This window comes from Kosakonia sp. MUSA4 (assembly GCF_013085925.1).
GTDB classification, from domain to species: Bacteria; Pseudomonadota; Gammaproteobacteria; order Enterobacterales; family Enterobacteriaceae; genus Kosakonia; species Kosakonia sacchari_B.
This window is the reverse complement of the sequence record NZ_CP025697.1, coordinates 2,993,860-3,011,962: the sequence shown is the minus strand read 5'-3', so window position 1 is coordinate 3,011,962 and position 18,103 is coordinate 2,993,860. Positions and strand designations below refer to the sequence as shown.

The 18,103-nt window shown below is 56.3% G+C and carries 15 protein-coding genes; 11 read left to right on the top strand and 4 right to left on the bottom strand.

Going from position 1 to position 18,103, the window contains the following annotated elements; all coding sequences use genetic code 11:
* Positions 1-1,071: a catabolic alanine racemase DadX gene (dadX, locus tag C0557_RS14255; RefSeq protein ID WP_208662956.1), complete on the top strand. Its 1,071-nt coding sequence runs from the start codon at positions 1-3 to the stop codon at positions 1,069-1,071.
* Positions 1,072-1,086: 15 nt separating this feature from the next.
* On the opposite strand, the gene C0557_RS14250 is transcribed toward dadX, so the two are convergent.
* Both C0557_RS14250 and ldcA read right to left on the bottom strand, forming a co-directional pair.
* A complete protein-coding gene (locus tag C0557_RS14250) occupies positions 1,087-2,820 on the bottom strand; it encodes a potassium/proton antiporter (protein WP_208658992.1) in 1,734 nt (577 codons plus the stop codon).
* A 121-nt stretch (positions 2,821-2,941) separates the two neighbouring features.
* Complete coding sequence (gene ldcA, locus C0557_RS14245; protein ID WP_074777558.1) at positions 2,942-3,853, bottom strand: muramoyltetrapeptide carboxypeptidase; 912 nt, start codon at positions 3,851-3,853, stop codon at positions 2,942-2,944.
* Positions 3,854-3,954: 101 nt separating this feature from the next.
* Here ldcA and emtA point away from each other — a divergent pair, with 101 nt between their 5' ends.
* Positions 3,955-4,566 carry a membrane-bound lytic murein transglycosylase EmtA gene (emtA, locus tag C0557_RS14240; protein WP_043956847.1) on the top strand — a complete coding sequence of 204 codons (612 nt, stop codon included), beginning with the start codon at positions 3,955-3,957 and terminating at the stop codon, positions 4,564-4,566.
* Here emtA and C0557_RS14235 read toward each other — a convergent pair whose 3' ends face one another.
* Positions 4,567-5,298 (bottom strand): flagellar brake protein, encoded by a 732-nt coding sequence (locus C0557_RS14235; protein WP_074777556.1) that lies wholly within the window; start codon positions 5,296-5,298, stop codon positions 4,567-4,569.
* Positions 5,299-5,508: 210 nt separating this feature from the next.
* On the opposite strand from C0557_RS14235, the gene C0557_RS14230 reads away from it, so the two are divergent.
* Positions 5,509-5,763 (top strand): GlsB/YeaQ/YmgE family stress response membrane protein, encoded by a 255-nt coding sequence (locus tag C0557_RS14230; RefSeq protein ID WP_090123783.1) that lies wholly within the window; start codon positions 5,509-5,511, stop codon positions 5,761-5,763.
* Between the two features lie 49 nt (positions 5,764-5,812).
* On the opposite strand, the gene C0557_RS14225 is transcribed toward C0557_RS14230, so the two are convergent.
* A complete protein-coding gene (locus C0557_RS14225; protein WP_208658990.1) occupies positions 5,813-7,513 on the bottom strand; it encodes an alpha,alpha-trehalase in 1,701 nt (566 codons plus the stop codon).
* Between the two features lie 973 nt (positions 7,514-8,486).
* Here C0557_RS14225 and C0557_RS14220 point away from each other — a divergent pair.
* The 8 genes from C0557_RS14220 to tssB all read left to right on the top strand — a co-directional run bounded on the left by C0557_RS14220 (position 8,487) and on the right by tssB (position 18,102).
* Positions 8,487-8,981 (top strand): hypothetical protein, encoded by a 495-nt coding sequence (locus tag C0557_RS14220; RefSeq protein ID WP_074777550.1) that lies wholly within the window; start codon positions 8,487-8,489, stop codon positions 8,979-8,981.
* A 23-nt stretch (positions 8,982-9,004) separates the two neighbouring features.
* A complete protein-coding gene (gene tssJ, locus C0557_RS14215) occupies positions 9,005-9,511 on the top strand; it encodes a type VI secretion system lipoprotein TssJ (protein WP_208658988.1) in 507 nt (168 codons plus the stop codon).
* A 24-nt stretch (positions 9,512-9,535) separates the two neighbouring features.
* Positions 9,536-10,879 carry a type VI secretion system baseplate subunit TssK gene (tssK, locus tag C0557_RS14210; protein ID WP_074777548.1) on the top strand — a complete coding sequence of 448 codons (1,344 nt, stop codon included), beginning with the start codon at positions 9,536-9,538 and terminating at the stop codon, positions 10,877-10,879.
* 17 nt (positions 10,880-10,896) lie between these two features.
* The gene (locus C0557_RS14205) at positions 10,897-12,135 is read left to right on the top strand and encodes a DotU family type VI secretion system protein (protein WP_208658986.1); all 1,239 of its coding nucleotides are present in this window, start codon (positions 10,897-10,899) and stop codon (positions 12,133-12,135) included.
* A gap of 3 nt (positions 12,136-12,138) precedes the next feature.
* The gene (gene tssM, locus C0557_RS14200; protein ID WP_208658983.1) at positions 12,139-15,753 is read left to right on the top strand and encodes a type VI secretion system membrane subunit TssM; all 3,615 of its coding nucleotides are present in this window, start codon (positions 12,139-12,141) and stop codon (positions 15,751-15,753) included.
* A 17-nt stretch (positions 15,754-15,770) separates the two neighbouring features.
* The gene (gene tagF / locus C0557_RS14195) at positions 15,771-16,478 is read left to right on the top strand and encodes a type VI secretion system-associated protein TagF (RefSeq protein WP_074777543.1); all 708 of its coding nucleotides are present in this window, start codon (positions 15,771-15,773) and stop codon (positions 16,476-16,478) included.
* A gap of 11 nt (positions 16,479-16,489) precedes the next feature.
* Positions 16,490-17,503 (top strand): type VI secretion system protein TssA, encoded by a 1,014-nt coding sequence (gene tssA / locus C0557_RS14190; protein ID WP_208658981.1) that lies wholly within the window; start codon positions 16,490-16,492, stop codon positions 17,501-17,503.
* Positions 17,504-17,577: 74 nt separating this feature from the next.
* On the top strand, positions 17,578-18,102 hold the full coding sequence (gene tssB / locus C0557_RS14185) for a type VI secretion system contractile sheath small subunit (RefSeq protein ID WP_007371675.1): 525 nt from the start codon (positions 17,578-17,580) through the stop codon (positions 18,100-18,102).
* The last annotated feature ends 1 nt before the right edge of the window (position 18,103 follow it).

Here is an 18,103-nt window from a genome sequence, read left to right as displayed (position 1 = left end):
ATGTCTCGTCCGATTCTGGCCACGCTGGACTTACAGGCGTTGGGCAATAACTTACAGGTCGTGCGTCGGGCTGCGCCGACAGCGAAGGTCTGGTCAGTGGTCAAGGCGAATGCATACGGTCACGGTATCGATCGCGTCTGGCGTTCGCTTGCCAGCACGGATGGTTTTGCGATGCTGAATCTCGAAGAGGCCATTTTGCTGCGTGAACGCGGCTGGAAAGGGCCGATTCTGATGCTGGAAGGTTTTTTTCACGCCGATGAGTTACCGCTATTCGATAAATACCGGCTGACCACCAGCCTGCACAGCAACTGGCAGATTAAAGCGCTACAAAATGCGCAACTGCAAGCGCCGCTGGATATCTATCTGAAGATTAACAGCGGCATGAATCGCCTTGGCTTTATGCCGGATCGCGTGCATACCGTGTGGCAGCAGCTGCGGGCGATGAACAACGTAAGCAGCATTACCCTGATGTCGCACTTTGCCGAAGCCGAACACCCGGACGGCATCGCCGGGCCGATGGCGCGTATTGCGCAGGCGGCGGAAGGGCTGGATGCGCCGCGATCGTTGTCCAATTCTGCGGCGACGTTATGGCATCCTGAAGCGCATTTCGACTGGGTGCGTCCGGGCATTGTGCTGTATGGCGCATCGCCTTCCGGTCAGTGGCAGGATGTCGCCAACAGCGGTATCCGGCCGGTGATGACGCTCAGCAGTGAAATTATCGCGGTGCAAACGCTGAAAGCGGGCGAAACGGTCGGCTATGGTTGCCGCTATCGCGCCAGTGAGGAGCAGCGTATCGGTGTGGTGGCCTGCGGTTATGCCGATGGTTATCCGCGCATTGCGCCTTCCGGCACGCCGGTACTGGTCGATGGGATCCGCACCGCAACGGTCGGCGCAATTTCGATGGATATGCTTACCGTTGATTTAACGCCTTGCCCGCAGGCTGGTATCGGTACGCCAGTCGAACTGTGGGGCAAGGAGATAAAAATCGATGAAGTCGCTGCGGCGGCTGGCACGGTTGGGTACGAACTGATGTGCGCACTGGCGCCGCGCGTGCCTGTTGTGACGGTGTAACTTACTGCGAGGCGGTTATTCCGCCTCGTCTTCTGCCACTCTGACGCCCACTTTTAACACCGCGTTGTCGGCTTTTTCGGCCACCGTCCAGATCATTCCGGCAAACTCAACCTGGTCACCCACCACCGGTGCTGCACCCAACAGTTGCTGAACAATATCGCCCAGCGTTTGCTGGTTATCGCGGTGCTCAAGCCCTTCCTCCAGGCCGTAAATCAGTGCCACGTCGGCAAATTTGGCATCGGCTTCGAGGATAAAATCACCAAAGAAACGCTGATCCAGCGCGACCGGCGGCGACTGGCTAAACAGCTTGCCGAGCGCTGGCAGATCCCGCTCGCGACCAATGACACACAGCACATCGCCTTCCCGCAACCGCGTACTGCCGGTCGGATGCAACAGGCTGTTACCGCGAAACAGCGCCGCAATGCGCGTCTCTTCCGGCATGTGCAAATCACGCAGCGCCGCGCCCACGCACCATTTATCGGCGCTGAGCTGGTAGACGAACTGCTCGAAGGGATTATCCGGGTGAATATCCAGCCCCACGCGAGAAACGGGCCAACCGACCGGCGGCACCACCACTTTGGCTTTTTTCGCCGCCCAGGTGAGCGAGGTTCCCTGGAACAGCAGCGAGATCAGCACCACGAAGAAGGCAACGTTGAAGAACAGCCGCGCATTATCCAGCCCGGCCATCATCGGGAAGGTGGCGAGAATAATCGGCACGGCGCCGCGCAGCCCCACCCAACTGATAAACACGCGCTCACGCAGATTGAAACCACGAAACGGCAGCAGGCTGGCGAACACCGACAGCGGACGGGCGATAAAAATCATCCATGCGGAGAGGATCAGGGCAGAGACGGCAATCGGCAGCAGATCGGACGGCGTGACCAGCAGGCCCAGCACGAGGAACATGGCGATTTGCGCCAGCCAGGCCAGGCCATCGAAGTTTTGCAGAATCCCGTAACGATTGCGGATCGGCCGGTTGCCCAGCACAAAACCACATAAATAAACGGCCAGAATACCGCTGCCGTGCAGGGCCGTCGTCAGGGAAAAAACCAGAATACCGCCGCTGAGCGCCAGCAGCGGGTAGAGACCCGGCGGCAGGGCGATACGGTTGATCATCTGTTGCAGCAGGTAGCCGCCCGCGCCGCCCAGCAGAATACCGAGACCAAACTCCTGCACGATATGCACCAGGAACATCACATCAAGATCGGCTTTGTGCTTCTGGATCATCTCAATCAGCGTGATGGTCAGGAAGACGGCCATCGGATCGTTACTGCCCGACTCAATCTCCAGCGTGGAGCCAACGCGCTCGTTCAGCCCTTTGCCTCCCAGCAGCGAGAACACCGCCGCCGCATCGGTGGAACCGACAATCGCGCCAATCAGCAGCCCTTCCATCAGATTGAGTTTGAACAACCACGCGGCCATCATGCCGGTAAGACTGGAGGTGACCAGCACACCGACAGTGGCGAGCGAAAGCGCAGGGCCGAGCGCGACGCGAAAGGAGCTGGCGCGGGTTCGCATGCCGCCATCCAGCAAAATAATCGCCAGCGCGAGGTTACTGACCATATAAGCCAGCGGGTAGTTATCGAACGGGATCCCGCCGATACCGTCAATGCCGGCTAACATACCGATGACCAGGAAAATGACCAGGATAGGGATACCAAGGCGGGAAGAGAAAGAACTCAATAAGATGCTACAGGTTACAAGAACAGAACCCATAATAAACAGACTAATTATCGCCTCAGCGTCCAATGTGGTGCTTCTCCTTAATCCTCGCCAGTGGGAATCCCCCGGGCCAGAAACCCAGGGTTGGTAACTTCAATTCATAATAACGGCAGAAACAGTGTTTTAATAAGAACATTAAGCACTTTTTTTACCCGGAGATCACAGGATGACCGGTCAGCGTCAGGCGTGTTTTATCAGTATGTTGCAGTTGGGCAGACGCGCCTAACGGCAGAGTCACCGTTTGCGGCTCGTGACCGAAGGCCAGACCGCTAATGACCGGGATAGTCAGCTGCGAACGCAGGTAATCCACCATCTTTGTAAGATTGTAGCCCGCATCGTAATCGTTAGGTTGGGCGTGGGAGAAACTACCGAGAATGAGCGCCTGTTGCTGCGCCAGAATACCGGCGTGCAGCAGTTGCAAAAGCATGCGCTCAACGCGATAAGGATGCTCATTAATATCTTCCACCACCAGAATGCCGCCCGGGATTGACGGCAACCACGGCGTGCCGATAAGTGAAGTCACCATCGCCAGATTCCCGCCCCACAGCGTGCCTTCAACATGGCATTGCGGGCCAACGCCGTTCCACTCGATGCTGAAGGTCGGGCTGGTCAGCGCGCGCCAGAAGTGCTCCTGCGTGAATGCATCCAGCGTGTCTGCGCCAAAATTACCCGCCAGCATTGGCCCGCTAAAAGTAATCACCTTGCCGGTTGCCAGCAGGCCAAGCTGGATCGCCGTAAAATCACTGTGGCCGCAAATCAGCAGCGGTTGCTGTTGCTGACGCGCCGCGATGCCCTGCCAGTCAATATCAGCCAGCAAACGGCTGGCGCCATAGCCGCCGCGCACCGCCATCACAATCGTATTGTTGCCCGCCAGGGTTGCCAGTGCGTTGATGTCGGCCAGACGCTCTTTATCGCTGCCGGCAAACCGCTCGCTGCGCCGGGTGATGACGGATGGATTGGCAATGTGATGCCCCTGCTGCGTCAGACGTTCGACGGCAAGTGCCGCCGCGTGCTGATTAATGCAATAACCGGAAGGGGCAATCAAATGGATGGTGGGCATGGCATTTCCTTGCTGACATCTATAGGGAAACAGTTATCATGCCGCTAACCTGTATCGTTGTCATCCGCAGTGATGAGCACCTCGAAGAAGGATGTGTTGGCGTGAAATTAAGATGGTTTGCTTTTTTAGTGGTACTTTTGGCCGGATGTAGTTCAAGACAGGATTACCGCCAGCCGGACTGGAATCCGGAAGTGCCGGTGAAACGGGCGATGCAATGGATGCCGATCACCGAAAAGGCGGGCGCGGCGTGGGGTGTCAGCCCACGGTTGCTGACGGCGATGATTGCCGTGGAATCCGGGGGAAACCCGAACCTGGTGAGTAAATCCAATGCGGTGGGGCTGATGCAACTGAAAGCGTCAACCGCCGGACGTGAAGTCTACCGCTATATGGGCTGGAGCGGTCAACCCTCCAGCAGCGAACTGAAAAATCCCGAACGCAATATTTCCATGGGCGCGGCCTATTTAAGCATTCTCGAACACGGGCCGCTGGCCGGGATCCGCGACCAGCAGGTGATGCAGTACGCGCTGGTGGTCTCCTACGTAAACGGCGCCGGGGCATTGCTGCGGACATTCTCGTCGGATCGCGGCGAAGCGATTGACGAGATCAATGATTTGAGCGCTGACGCTTTTCTGAAGCACGTGGCGGAGAAACACCCCGCGCCGCAAGCGCCGCGCTATATCTGGAAAGTACAAAAAGCGATGGATGCGATGTAATCAGCGCACCCGGCTGGCGCGTTCGCGCGCCTCGCGCTCCAGGGCGAAGATAATGCGCTGGAGCTCGCGCTCAACGCCGGGGCTGACATTCAGAAAGCGGAAGCTCAGGCGTGGCGTAACGATGGTGCTGTTTTTCCCGTCCACCACTTTGCGCTCGCCGATGGCAATCAGCTGTGCGTCAAAATAAAACTGCCCCCAGGACGCCATATCCAGTTCCACCTGCGAAAAGCGCATGCCCGGTTGCAGTGCTGCGGGTAATTCGCCATCCAGCAGGGCGCCCATCCCCCCCAATGAGAGGTCGAACAGGCGAAAGCGGATCTCGCTTTTGTCCGGCATCAACGCTTTACAAAAATAAGCCGGATGGAGCGGGGCGCTGATGCGGAAATATTCACGGCGCTGAATAAACCACAGCGAATCCGGCAGCGAGGTAATAAATGCCGGCAGCGCCTGGAAATCACCGGCTGCGAGCCCGGGCAGTGTAAACTCAACTTTGGCGCCTTGTGTTTCAGCGGTAATGGTCACTTTCCCGGCACGCTGCACTGCGTTGTTCTCATACTCCTGGCTACCAAAATCCATCACCAGCTCTTCCGGATTGACTTCCAGTATCTTACTGATGAACTGACCACTGCCCCAGGTAATGCAGACAGGCACCTGGCTTTTTTGCAGATCGCGCAAAACACCCAGTACGGCCAGAGGATTTTGTTTCAGGAACTGCTCACTGTAATTGCTCACGCCGAATGGCTCCTTGATGACTGACACACCGTCGTTGGGTTATCGGCAATTTCAGAGAGAACTTAATACAAATACTGCAAAAATTTTCCCCGGAGAGTGGGATTAAGTCTGTGAGATGAAAAAGTTTTGTCGCCGACAACTATACTGTAGCTAATGCGCCGCCGTTGTGGTGCGTGCGTGTAAACGAAACAAGCAGAAGGAGAGAGTAAAATGGGCATTCTCGCGTGGATCCTTTTTGGTTTGATCGCTGGCGTTATTGCTAAATTAATCATGCCCGGACGGGATGGTGGCGGATTTATTCTGACTTGTATTCTGGGGATTGTGGGGGCGGTTGTAGGGGGCTGGCTGGCTACAACGTTTGGTTTTGGCGGCGATATCACCGGCTTTAATCTGCACAGCTTCCTTGTTGCGGTCGTCGGTGCCATCGTCGTGCTGGCGGTATTCAGGCTGTTGCGCAGAGATTAAAACTTCCGCTTCAGTAAAAAGGCCGCAATTACTGCGGCCTTTTTCATGTTTACTGCGCGGCTTTTTGTTCGGCAGGCGCAGGTTGTTGCGAGGCGGGCGCAGGTTGTGTTTGCGGTACGCTGTCGCAGGGTTTCTCTTTCGGGCACACCAGATCCAGCATTTTCAGCGTGACGCCGTTAGTCCAGCCAAAGCCGTCCTGCAGCGGATACTCGCCGCCACCGCCGCCCGTACCGGTGGTGCTGACATCATATTTTTCCACCAGTTTTTTCTCGCGGTCGTAGGTGTGCTGAACATTGGTCAGAAAACGCCAGCTCACCTCCTGCGAAAGTTTCTGATGCTGGTAATTTTGCAGCCCCTCGGCGGCAACCCATTGCAGCGGTGCCCAGCCGTTAGGCGCATCCCACTGTTGCCCGCTATTCACGGTGGTGGTGGTGATACCGCCGGGTTTCAGCAGCCGCGCCTGCGTGGCGGCAGCCACTTTATCCGCACGATCCTTCGCTGCCGCGTTGACAAACAGCGGGAAGAGCGCCGCTGCCGTGAGCTGGTTTCTGACTTTATGGGTTTTCAGATCGTAATCCGCGTACCAGCCCTCTTTTTCATTCCACAGATTGGCTTCAATGCCTTTCTGCCGCGCGGTGGCAAGAGCTTCATACTGGGTGGCCTTTGCGGCATCACCGGAAACCTGATAGCCGCGGGCAAGCATTTTTTCCATTTTGAACATCAACGCGTTCAGATCCACAGGCACAATGCTGGTGGTACGAATGGTACCGAGCTGCTGCGGGTTATCCATCCAGCGCGAGCTGAAATCCCAGCCTGAGGCAGCAGCGGAACGCAAATCGCGATAGATCTCCGTAGCAGGGCGGTTGGGGTTATTTTTCGCCGTCGTGACATCATCAAGCCACGATTCCGGACGCGGCGTATCGCGGTCGTCCCAGTAACGGTTTAACACGGTTCCGTCATTCAGTTTCACCACGCGCTGGCTGGCCTGGCCCGGTTGCAGGCTATCGACGCCTTCCATCCAGTAGCGATACTCTTTTTCCATCTGCGGCAGCCAGGTTTTCAGCGCCTCATCGCCATCATGGGTGGCCAACAGTTCGACCATTAAGGCGAAAAATGGCGGCTGCGAACGGCTGAGGTAGTAGGTGCGGTTGCCGTTGGGAATATGTCCCCAGGTATCAATTTCGTGCGCGAAATTGGTCACCATATCGTTGATCTTGTCCCAGTGTCCGCTTTCGGCGAGGCCCAGCATCGTAAAGTAGCTGTCCCAGTAATAGACTTCGCGGAAACGACCGCCAGGCACAACATAGGGTTTTGGCAGCGGTAGCAGGGAATCCCACTTACCGGCGCTATCGGTTGTACGTGTCAGCACGGGCCACAAGCCGTCGATATGCTCGCGCAGGCTCTGCCCTTCAGGTGGAACATAGGCCTCGCCTTCTTTCGGTAAGGTAAAGTTAACATCGACGAAGTGGCGCAAATCGAAGCTTGTCTGGTTACGCTGCATACGGTAATCCGCCAGGATCATCAGCGGATCGCCTTTGGGGACGGCGTCTGCAAAGGTTTTTTGATCGGGAAAGAGTTTGGCGCTTTGCACATCATTAAACAGCGGGCCGAGCAGGATATCCGGGGATTGTTGTGCATTCGGGGCATCTGCGGACAGCGCCTGGGGAACCACAGCAAGTAGTGCTCCACCTAAAACGACGTGCATTGCCAGCAACAGCGAACGCGGCTGGCGCATAACAGGTTTTATCATCAATCATTCTCCTTGAGCTGGCGCATCACGGCACCGCTGACATCAATCTTGTCCAAACCTTAGTCGAATATCAGATAAATCGCGTGCTCCGTTTGGCATTTTGCACGATTCCAGACTATTTCCCCGTCTGGTAACGACGAAAATGCGGTTTTTTTCCGCAGAAGTGTGACGAAAGTTGATCAATACGGCTGGGTTATTTTTTAGCGATCAAATATGCCGGGAAGTAAAAAATGGACAATATTGCGGCAAATCAACATAGCTGAAAGGTTTCATTTAATGTGAGTTCAAAAGCATTAAGTATCACTAAACCATTTCATACAAAGAATGTTCCTGCTCAAAACAATACACGATACCTCTATGAAATAGTTTTGTGCGTGACTATGTGCGTCCGGCAAATAGAGGCGCGTTGCTCAATATATTTCTTCAATACTGACAAAAGAATCCGAAATAGGGCGTAAAAGCTCTTAAACCCTGCCTTTTATCTGGAATTAAGGCTACCAGATATTGTAGTATTTATTCGTATATTTATGATTTTAGGATTACTCTTATCACATTATTTTCAGTATATGCTAAGAAAAGAATGATAGGTATTATCTATTTAATTTCAGTAGGTTATAGATTTGTATTTTAATAACCTGGCGTGATGGACTGCTATCTTTAATAATTCTCTCCTCAAGTGAAATTTTTTCTTGAGAATTGTCCTAATTTGCAAAAAAATTAAATAATCCTATTTCAACAGGTCGGAGATCATATTGAATTGAATAATCCGATCTGTAAAATCGTGTCATGATAGTCAATGAAAAGTAATAATATTGCGGCCTTGCTTTGTGCAGGCTCGTGCGGTAGCTATGCCTTTTATTCATTATCACGGCGTTTTGATGGAAAAGGATGAAGTTATTTAGAGCGATTTAACTGCTACTTTCCGAAACGCTCCAGGTCAACACAGTAATATATTTGCAATGGAAAAAACTCTATGAACATGCGAATGGTCTTGGCTCTTCTTTTTGTCTTTGGCGTTAGCGGGTGTAAAGCGCCACCGAAACCGGCTCCAGGCGACGACACCATTGTTACCAGTGAAGTGAATGGCGTTACCTTAACTCACCGTTATGCAGTCCTTGCTCCAACCGAATTTACCCCCGTTAACCAAAACTATCGCGCGCTCTATCCGGCTTCCGTGATGAGCAAACCGGATTTCGGCGGTAAAGTGATCCGCCAGCTTGAAGCCGGTAAAACCTATGTTGTTCTGGGACAGGTAGAGCACTTCTGGATGGCGCTGGCCGATGAAGGGAAAGAAGAGCTGATTGGCTATGTGCCGATGCGCGCCGTGGTGAAAAGCGAGCTGTACGACAAAACGCTGCGTGAAGACCGCCGTCGCAGAGTTGCGCCGAAAAAACAGACTTGCGTGACGGTAGATGGCAGCGGCAAAGCCTGCAAAAACGCTAACTCAGGAACCTGGATCATCGATTAATCCAGCCGTGACGAGTGCCAGATATGAATAATAATGCTGTTGTGCGCCAGTTCTGTCTGGTGTTTTTCTTTGTGCTGGCCACCCTGGCCAGCGGTTGTGGATCTTCTTCACACAGCGTACCTACCAGCTATAACCTTCAGTTCAGGGCTCATCCGCAAATCAATGAGTCCGCTCCTCTTAAAGTCAGGGTTCTGCTGTTGAAATCGGACGCCACGTTTATGTCTGCCGATTTCTGGTCGCTGCAAAATAACGCTGACAGCGTGCTGGGCGCCAACCTGCTCAACAGTGATGAATTTTTCCTGATGCCCGGTCAGTTGTCGAAAACGCTCAGTGGCAAAAGCGCGCCGGAGGCGCGTTACATTGGCGTGATCGCGGAATATCAGGCACTGGATGGCAAGAAATGGCGTATCTCCCTGCCGCTTCCGGTGCAGGGCGAGAGCCACTTCTACGAATTCTGGAAATCCTCTGAGGACGAACTGGAAGCGAATCTTTTCCTCGACATCAACGGAATTCGCGTCATTTCCAAATAGCGCCAGCCTAAACAGGAAAACAGTATGAATAAAGCAGAAAAGGTCATATGGACCGAAGGTATGTTTCTGCGTCCTCATCATTTTCAGCGTGCGGAAAGTTACCTGCAACATCACATTCGCGAGTGGGGAACCCTGCAACGCCCGTACCTTTGGGGCTACCTGGATCTTGAACTGGATGACGCGATGTTGCGTCAGGGCTGTATCGCCCTGAGCTCTGCCAGTGGTTTACTGCCGGACGGCACGTTTTTCTCTTTCCACGACGCACGCCAGGCGCCTGCGCCGCTGGCTATCCCGGACAACACCAGTAATGAGCGCGTGGTGCTGGCGTTACCGGCGCGACGCGGCGGGCGTGACGAAGTTATTTTCAGCGAAGAGAAAGATTCGCTGGCGCGTTACGTCACCTGGGAAAGCGAAGTGGATGATGACAACGCCATGTCCGTCGGACCGGCTGCCGTGCAGTTTGGTCGCTTGCGTCTGAAACTGATGCTGGAAAAAGATCTGAGCGCCGAATGGACGGCTATCGGCGTGGTTCACGTACTGGAGAAGCGTAACGATAATCACGTTCGCCTCGATACGCATTATATCCCGCCGGTACTTAATGCCATCAATAATCCGCTGCTGTATGGCGCGCTCAAAGATCTACAAAGTTTGCTGCTGCAGCGCAGCCAGCAAATCGGCCAGCGTCTGCGTCAGCCGGGGCGTTTTAATACCTCTGAAATGGTGGAATTCACGCTGCTGGCGCTGATCAATCACCACGTTGGTGAGGTGGCGCATCTGAAAACGCTGCCGATGATCCACCCGGAAGATCTGTGGCGTAGCTGGCTGCCGTTTGCCACAGAGCTGGCGACCTGGACAGCAGCGCGTTCGCCGGAAGAGACGCTGCCGGTTTATAACCATGACGACCTCGCGGGCTGCTTCAGCAAACTGCAATTGATGCTGCGCCAGGGGCTGTCGCTGGTGATGGAAGAGCACGCTATCCAGCTTCCGCTCACCGAACGCACTCACGGCCTGAATGTCGCCACGCTGCCGAATACCAGCATGGCGCGCGAGTTTGGCTTTGTGCTGGCGGTCAAGGCCAGCGTGCCGGGCGAAATTCTGCAAACCCATTTCCCGGCGCAGATGAAAGTCGCCCCGGTCACCAAAATCCGCGATCTGGTACAGCTCCAGTTGCCTGGCATGATGCTGCGCGCCATGCCGGTCGCGCCGCCGCAAATTCCGTGGCATGCCGGTTACAACTATTTCGAGCTGGAAAAAGGCGGCGAACTCTGGAACGAAATGGAGAAATCGGGGGCTTTCGCACTGCATCTGGCGGGCGAATTCCCGGGTCTTGATATGGAGTTTTGGGCCATCCGTAGCCCGACTGAATAAGAGAGCGAGCGCACAATATGCAGGAACAAAACGCCGCCGGCAGTGATGCCGCTCTGGCAGGAGCCAGTGGTAACAATCCTTTGGTCGCAGCGGCAAACCCGCTACTTAATGCGATACCGCAAATCCGCTATTCGGTCTCCCATGACGATCAAAGTGGTTTGCGTCAGCATTTAATTGATGAGATCCGCCGTTTTGAAGTGCGCTGCCAGCAATCCGGGCTGGCCTACGAGGTGATCGTGGGCGCGCGCTACTGCCTCTGTACCGCGCTGGATGAAGCCGCAGCGCTGACGCCGTGGGGCAGCCGAGGTGTCTGGTCCGGCAGCGGCCTGCTGGTGACATTCCACAACGAAACCTGGGGCGGGGAGAAGTTCTTCCAGCTACTGGCGCGGCTGTCGCAAAACCCGCGCGAGCACATCGCGTTGCTGGAGTTGATCAACTTCTGCCTGCTGCTTGGCTTTGAAGGTCGCTACCGGGTAATGGACAACGGCCGTACGCAGCTGGAAACCATCAAGCAGCGCCTGTGGCAGATGATCCGTGGCGTGCGTGGTAACTATCCGCCGCCGCTTTCGCCGCACCCGGAAGATCAACCGGTGATGCGCAAACTCTGGCGTCCGGTGATCCCATTATGGGCCTGCGTCGGGCTGGCGGGCTTCCTCGCCTGTCTGTTCTATATCGTGCTCAACTGGCGGCTTGGCGACAGCACCAGCCCGGTGCTGGCGAAAATCTATCAGACACAACTGCCGGAAGCGACCATTGCCCAGCCAGCGGTGAGTGCGCCGCCAGTGCTTAATCTGCGCGCCTTCCTGCGCCCGGAAATTCAGCAAGGGCTGGTGGCGGTGCGCGATGAAGCCGATCGCAGCGTGGTGACCTTAAAAGGCGATGGGTTGTTTGCCTCCGGTTCGACGGTGGCGCGTGACAGCTATGAACCGGTGATCGACCGTGTCGCCCAGGCGATGAACAATGTCAGCGGCCGCATTCTGGTGGTCGGCTTTAGCGATAACGTGCCGATCCGCAGCGCGCGATTCGCCTCTAACTATGAGCTCTCTCTGGAGCGTGCGCGCTCGGTGCAGTCGCTGCTGCAAAAACATCTGTCGCAGCCGGAACGCGTGAAAGCGGAAGGGCGAGGGGAGATGAACCCGATCGCGCCGAATAACACGCCGGAAAACCGCGCCCGCAACCGCCGCGTAGAGATTACTTTGCTGGTGTCGCCGGAAAATACGGCCGCCGAGCTGAACGGACTGCCGCAAGGAAACTAAAGGATGAATATGTTGCTTTCATTGCTGACCAACCGCATTTTGTGGGGTTTCCTTGGCGTGACGGGGCTGGCTGCCGTGATCTGGATGATCGGCCCGCTGCTCTCCGTCGTCGACTCCCGCCCGCTTGAGTCAGAGCAAAACCGCATGATCACCATTGCGGTGATGTACCTGATTTGGGTTCACAGCCACATTGTGCCGCGCCTCTATAATGCCTGGCTCAACCGCAAGCTGATGGACAACCTGAAAAGCGAAGAAGCCAAAGATCCGGTTGAGCGCAAACGCCTGAACAGTGAAGATCAGATACTCAATGAGCGCTTTGAAGAGGCCGCACAGGTACTGAAAAAAGCCCACTTTAACCAGCCGGGCCAGCGCGGACTGTGGACGCAGCGCTTCAGCACTCAGTATCTGTATCAGTTACCGTGGTACGTGATCATTGGCGCGCCGGGTTCCGGGAAAACCACTGCGCTGGTGAACTCCGGCCTGCAATTCCCGCTGGCGGATCGCTTTGGTAAAACCGCGCTGCGCGGCATCGGCGGAACGCGTAACTGCGACTGGTGGTTCACCAACGAAGCGGTGCTGCTGGATACCGCCGGTCGTTATACCACGCAGGAGAGCGAGCAGGTTCAGGACGCCAGCGAATGGGCGAAATTCCTCGGTCTGCTGCAAAAATACCGTCGTCGCCAGCCGATAAACGGTGTGATTGTAACGATCAGCATCGCCGATCTGCTGACGCAATCCGCAGAAGCCTCCCGCGAACAGGCGCTCAATTTACGCCAGCGCCTGACCGAGTTGCATGAACAGTTGGGCATTCGTTTCCCGGTTTACGTGCTGGTAACCAAAGCCGACTTGCTGAAAGGTTTTCGCGCCTATTTTGCCGGTTTTGACAAAGCGCAGCGCGACCAGATCTGGGGTTTCACCTTCCCGTGGGAAAAAGCCAGGCTGGCGGATTTTGACTTGCAGGGCAGTTTTCTGCAGGAATTTGCCCTGTTACAGCAGCGGCTGGATGCGGCGCTGCCGGATACGCTGTTGCGGGAAAGCGATGTGCAGGCGCGCGCGGAATGTTTCCTGTTTCCGCAGGAGTTCGCCGCACTTCGCCCGCTGCTCTCTGACTACCTGAACACGCTGTTTGCCCGCTCTAACTTCGAAACCGAATTCTCGCCGCGCGGTATCTACTTCGCCAGCGGCACGCAGGAAGGCCTGCCTTTCGACCGCGTAATGGGCGAACTCAGCCGGGCGCTCTCGCTGCCGCAGGGGAAAGCCGGGGATAACTGGGATTCGGTGAGTAAAGAGGCGCCGGTACCGGGCGGAAAAGGGCAGAGCTTCTTTATCAAACATGTGCTGCAAAACGTCATCTTCCAGGAAGCGGGGATTGCCGGACAAAACCGCTGGTGGGAGCTACGCAGCCGGGCGGTGATCTGGTCCGGTTATGCGGCGTTGCTGGCGCTGCTGATTATTATCAGCGCCTTGTGGCTGACCAGCTACGGCAATAACAAAGATTACCTTGATGAAGTGCAGGCCAAAGTGCCGGCGCTGGATCAGGAGATCAAAGCGCTGCGCAGCCGCCAGCAGGGCGATCTGTTTGCCATGCTGCCGCTGCTGAACGGGCTTTCCGCGCTGCCGCAGAGTGACGCGTTCGACATCAACAATCCGCCGATCACCCGTCGTATGGGATTGTATCGCGGTAATGATGTGGCTGATGCCTCACAGACGCTGTACCAGAAAGCGCTGCAACAGATGCTGTTACCGGAAGTGGCGATGCGCATTACCACCTGGCTGCGCAACGATAACGGCAGCGATGTGGAATACAGCTACGAGGCGCTGAAAGCCTACCAGATGCTCTATCAGCCGAAACATTACGACGGTAAGTTCCTGCATTCGTGGGTGATGCTCAATCTGGAGCGCAATCTGCCGCAGAACGTCACCAAAGCGCAGATCCGCCAGCTTGAATGGCATCTGACGCAACTGCTGGAGCCGCAAATTCAGTCGTCGCCGTACGCCAAAGATGAGGCGTTAATCAGCCGCGAGCAGGCAATGATTAACCAGCAGCCGCTCTCCACGCGCGTTTATGGCCGTCTGAAACGTCTGCTGGAACATGATGACAACCTGAAGCCGGTTTCGCTGGCTTCACTGGGCGGGCCACAAAGCGAGCTGGTCTTTTCGCGTAAAAGCGGCAAGCCAGTGAGCGAAGGTCTGCCAGGGCTGTACACGCCGGACGGCTACTGGAATACCTTCAACGCAAAGATCGCACCGGTCACCGCTTCCCTGCATGAAGATGATAGCTGGGTACTGGGCGCGACCACGCAGCCGGAAGATAAACAGCAGACGGATAACGCGGTGCGCCAGCTCTACGCCCGCGACTTTATCGCCCTGTGGGACAGCTTTTTAAGCGACATTCAGCTGAATAACAGTGCCGATCTGAATCAGCGCATCAATACGGCGCGCTTGCTCTCCGGCAACAACTCACCGCTGCGTCGGCTGGTGCTCAACCTGAGTCAGCAACTGAAACTGACGCGGGATGAGCCGGAAGACGCTGAAAAAGCGAAAAGCGCTGGCAGCACTAACCGTGGTACGCAGATGCTGGAAACTCTGTTCAGCAACCACGATGGCGCAGCAGAAACCACCAATGCCGCAGTCAGCCAGACACCGGAACAGCGCGTCACCGAGCACTTTGCACCGATTATCGAACTGGCGCAGCCGCTGGAAAAGGGCGGAAAAACCATCGTCTTTGATGATTTTCTCAAGCAGGTTGATGAGCTGTACCGTTATCTGACCGCCGTTCAGGATGCTGCCAACAGCGGGATGCCTCCGCCGGGTGGTGAAGCGATCAGCCGTTTACAGGCCAGCGCCGGACGTCTGCCTGGCGGCCTGCAAACCATGTTCAGCAACATGGCCGTAGGAGCCAGCAGCGATACACAGCGCCGGGATCTGGAAAATGTTCGCAAGCGTATCAGCGTTGAAGTGGGCAGTTTCTGCCGTCAGGCCATCGCCGGGCGTTATCCGCTGGTGCGCTCAGCCAGCAGTGAAGTGACGCCGGACGATCTGGCGCGCATGTTCGCGCCGGGCACCGGTCTGATGGATACCTTCTTTCGCGATAACCTGACCAATAAAGTCGATACCACGCAATCCACCTGGCGCTTTATGCCGGGTATCGACGGCAAAACGCTGCCGGGCAGCGAAGGTGTGCTGGTGCCGTTCCAGCAGGCGCAGTCTGTCCGCGATGCTTTCTTTGCCAATGGCAGCACCACGCCGTCGTTTCGTACCACCGTGCGCACGGTGCGTATGGATAACACCATCCTGACCATGACGCTGGATGTGGACGGGCAAATCCTGCGTTACAGCCACGGGCCGCAGGCGGTACAAATCGTTAACTGGCCGGGATCGGGCGGAACCAACCAGGTGCGGATGCAACTCGGTCTGGCCAGCGGCACCACCGCGACGCTGGTCACCAACGGAGCGTGGGCACTGAATCGCTTTTTCGATAAAGCCCGCGTCAGCCCCGGCAGTAGCAGCCTTAGCCGCCAGGCGACATTCACCGTTGACGGGCATCAGGTGACGCTGGAGTTTGCGCCTAACAGCATCCGCAACCCGTTCCAGCTTCCCCGTTTCGCATGTCCTTGAACTGCAAAGGAACGCCAATGACGATGACTTCAGCAATTAGCTGGTACGGAAAACTGCCGAGTGCCGGTGATTTTTTACAGCGCCGCTTTCCCGATGCGCTGCAACGGCAGTGGTCCCACTGGTTCCAGGTGGGGTTGATGAACTGGCAAAAAGAAGAACAGCGCGCCAGCGATCGCCAGTTCGGCAATGCGCCGGTGTGGAATTTTGTTGTCCCGCCCATGCTTGGCGGGCAGCAAGTGCAGATGGGCTGTCTGCTGCCGGGTCGCGACAGCGTCGGACGCCAGTATCCGATTTGCGCGCTAATGGCGATTAACCCGTTGGAGTGGACGCCGCGCCATCTGGCGCAGGCGGGCGACTGGTATCAGCAACTGGGTCGCACGCTGCTGCACGCAATCCGTAATGGCTACTCGCCGGAACAGCTCGACCAGGCGCTACTCTCTATTCCTCCCGTGCAGCTGGTTGCGCCGGAGTCGCGCTCGGAAATTCTTGATGTGATCGGTTACGAAGGCGACGGCGAATCGACCATTGGCTGGAATCAGGCCGCCGAATGTTTTGACCCGTCGCGCCAGATCAGTTTCTGGTGGACCAACCGCAGCGACGGCTATCCGCTTTATACACACGTACACAGCGGCAATTTTACCGGGCAGCTCTTTACGCTGCTGTTTGACCCGGCGGGGGGCGCAAGACCCGGTCGCCACGGTCTTTACCCACCGATGTTTGAATAAGCAGGTTGCGGATGACGATTGACTCTTTACTGGCTCCGGTCACGCCGGAGCAGCCGTGCGGCGAGAATCTGGAGTATGACGCCGACTTCCAGGCGATGGAGCAGGCCAGCCTCGGTAAAGCCGAGCAGCAGTTCGGCAGCACGATCATTCCTGCCGAACCCGCCGACTGGAACCGCGTGGAAAAACTGGCCACCTCGCTGCTGGAACGCACGAAAGATATTCGCGTTATGCTGGCGCTGACCCATGCATGGACGCGCCGCCGCGGGCTGGAAGGCTACGCAGACGGTTTGCTGCTGCTGGGCCAGGCGCTGGCGCTGTACTGGGATCAGCTCTGGCCGTCGCTTACCGATGGCGGTGAATTCGATCCCTTTTATCGCATTAATGCGCTGGCTGCGCTGAGCGACAAATCCGCGCTCACCACCACGCTGCGCCAGTCGATACTGTTACGCAGCAATGGTGATGAGCTGAACGTGCGCGATGCGCAGGCGCTGCTGGATGGCAGCAAAACCGAATGCGCGGGTTACCCGGGCGGTCGGGTGCGTTTGATTGATGAACTGGTACGCGGCGGCCAGCCCGGTATTGAAGCTATCGGGCAGATTGAAGGGCGCCTGCAAACCATCCGTACATGGCTGCTGGAACAACTGGGCGAAAGCGGGGTGCCGGAAATGGAACAGTTACTGAAAACGGTCAGCATGATTGCCGGAGCAAGCCGCGCTTCCCGTGGCGATGAGCAGCCAGCGCCGTCCGCAGGGGAGGAGCAAAAAAAAACGGCACCGCAGGCGGTTGCCGCACCGCTCGCGGCGCACGCCGACTGGCGCACGGCGCAGGTCACGACGCGCGCCGACGCACAGTTGATGCTGGAGAAAGTGAAGCAATACTTTACTCAGCATGAACCGAGCCACCCGGCACCGCTGATGATCGATCGCGTACAGCGATTAATCGAACTCGATTTTATGGAAATTATTCGCGATCTGGCGCCCGACGGCGTAAGCCAGTTGCAAAACATCTTTGGGCGTCAGGAGTGACGCGTACCGTGTTATGACGACAGGCGCGTCGCCGGCCGTCAAACCTTCACCGCGCATATTCGATGGAGAACATCATGCCAATAAGTAACAGTGGTCAAAAATTTATCGCCCGCAACCGCGCGCCGCGCGTACAGATTGAGTACGACGTGGAAGTTTACGGCGCAGAGCGCAAAATCCAGCTTCCGTTTGTGATGGGCGTTATGGCGGATCTGGTCGGGAAACCGGTGGAGAACTTACCGTCTATTGAGGAGCGTAAATTCCTCGAGATCGATGTCGACAACTTCGATGAGCGTATGAAAGCGCTGAAACCGCGCGTCGCCTTCAACGTGGATAACACGCTGACGGGTGAAGGCCGGTTGAACGTCGATCTCACCTTCGACAGCATGGATGACTTCCTGCCGGATGCCATCGCCCGCAAAGTCGAGCCGCTGAACAAACTGCTGGAAGCCCGCACGCAACTTTCCAACCTGCTGACCTATATGGACGGGAAAAACGGCGCGGAAGAGCTGATCGCCAAAGTGTTGCAGGATCCGACGCTGCTGAAATCCCTTAGCCAGTTGCCGAACAGCGACGAGAACGCGCAAGGCAAAGAGGAGTAAA

What these genes read in the sequence shown, in the direction of transcription:
- dadX (WP_208662956.1), top strand. Translation starts at nt 1, where the DNA reads ATGTCTCGTCCGATTCTGGCCACGCTGGACTTACAGGCGTTGGGCAAT.
- ldcA (WP_074777558.1), bottom strand. Translation starts at nt 3,853, where the DNA reads ATGCCCACCATCCATTTGATTGCCCCTTCCGGTTATTGCATTAATCAG.
- C0557_RS14230 (WP_090123783.1), top strand. Translation starts at nt 5,509, where the DNA reads ATGGGCATTCTCGCGTGGATCCTTTTTGGTTTGATCGCTGGCGTTATT.
- C0557_RS14225 (WP_208658990.1), bottom strand. Translation starts at nt 7,513, where the DNA reads ATGATAAAACCTGTTATGCGCCAGCCGCGTTCGCTGTTGCTGGCAATG.
- C0557_RS14220 (WP_074777550.1), top strand. Translation starts at nt 8,487, where the DNA reads ATGAACATGCGAATGGTCTTGGCTCTTCTTTTTGTCTTTGGCGTTAGC.
- tssJ (WP_208658988.1), top strand. Translation starts at nt 9,005, where the DNA reads ATGAATAATAATGCTGTTGTGCGCCAGTTCTGTCTGGTGTTTTTCTTT.
- tssK (WP_074777548.1), top strand. Translation starts at nt 9,536, where the DNA reads ATGAATAAAGCAGAAAAGGTCATATGGACCGAAGGTATGTTTCTGCGT.
- C0557_RS14205 (WP_208658986.1), top strand. Translation starts at nt 10,897, where the DNA reads ATGCAGGAACAAAACGCCGCCGGCAGTGATGCCGCTCTGGCAGGAGCC.
- tssM (WP_208658983.1), top strand. Translation starts at nt 12,139, where the DNA reads ATGAATATGTTGCTTTCATTGCTGACCAACCGCATTTTGTGGGGTTTC.
- tagF (WP_074777543.1), top strand. Translation starts at nt 15,771, where the DNA reads ATGACGATGACTTCAGCAATTAGCTGGTACGGAAAACTGCCGAGTGCC.
- tssA (WP_208658981.1), top strand. Translation starts at nt 16,490, where the DNA reads ATGACGATTGACTCTTTACTGGCTCCGGTCACGCCGGAGCAGCCGTGC.
- tssB (WP_007371675.1), top strand. Translation starts at nt 17,578, where the DNA reads ATGCCAATAAGTAACAGTGGTCAAAAATTTATCGCCCGCAACCGCGCG.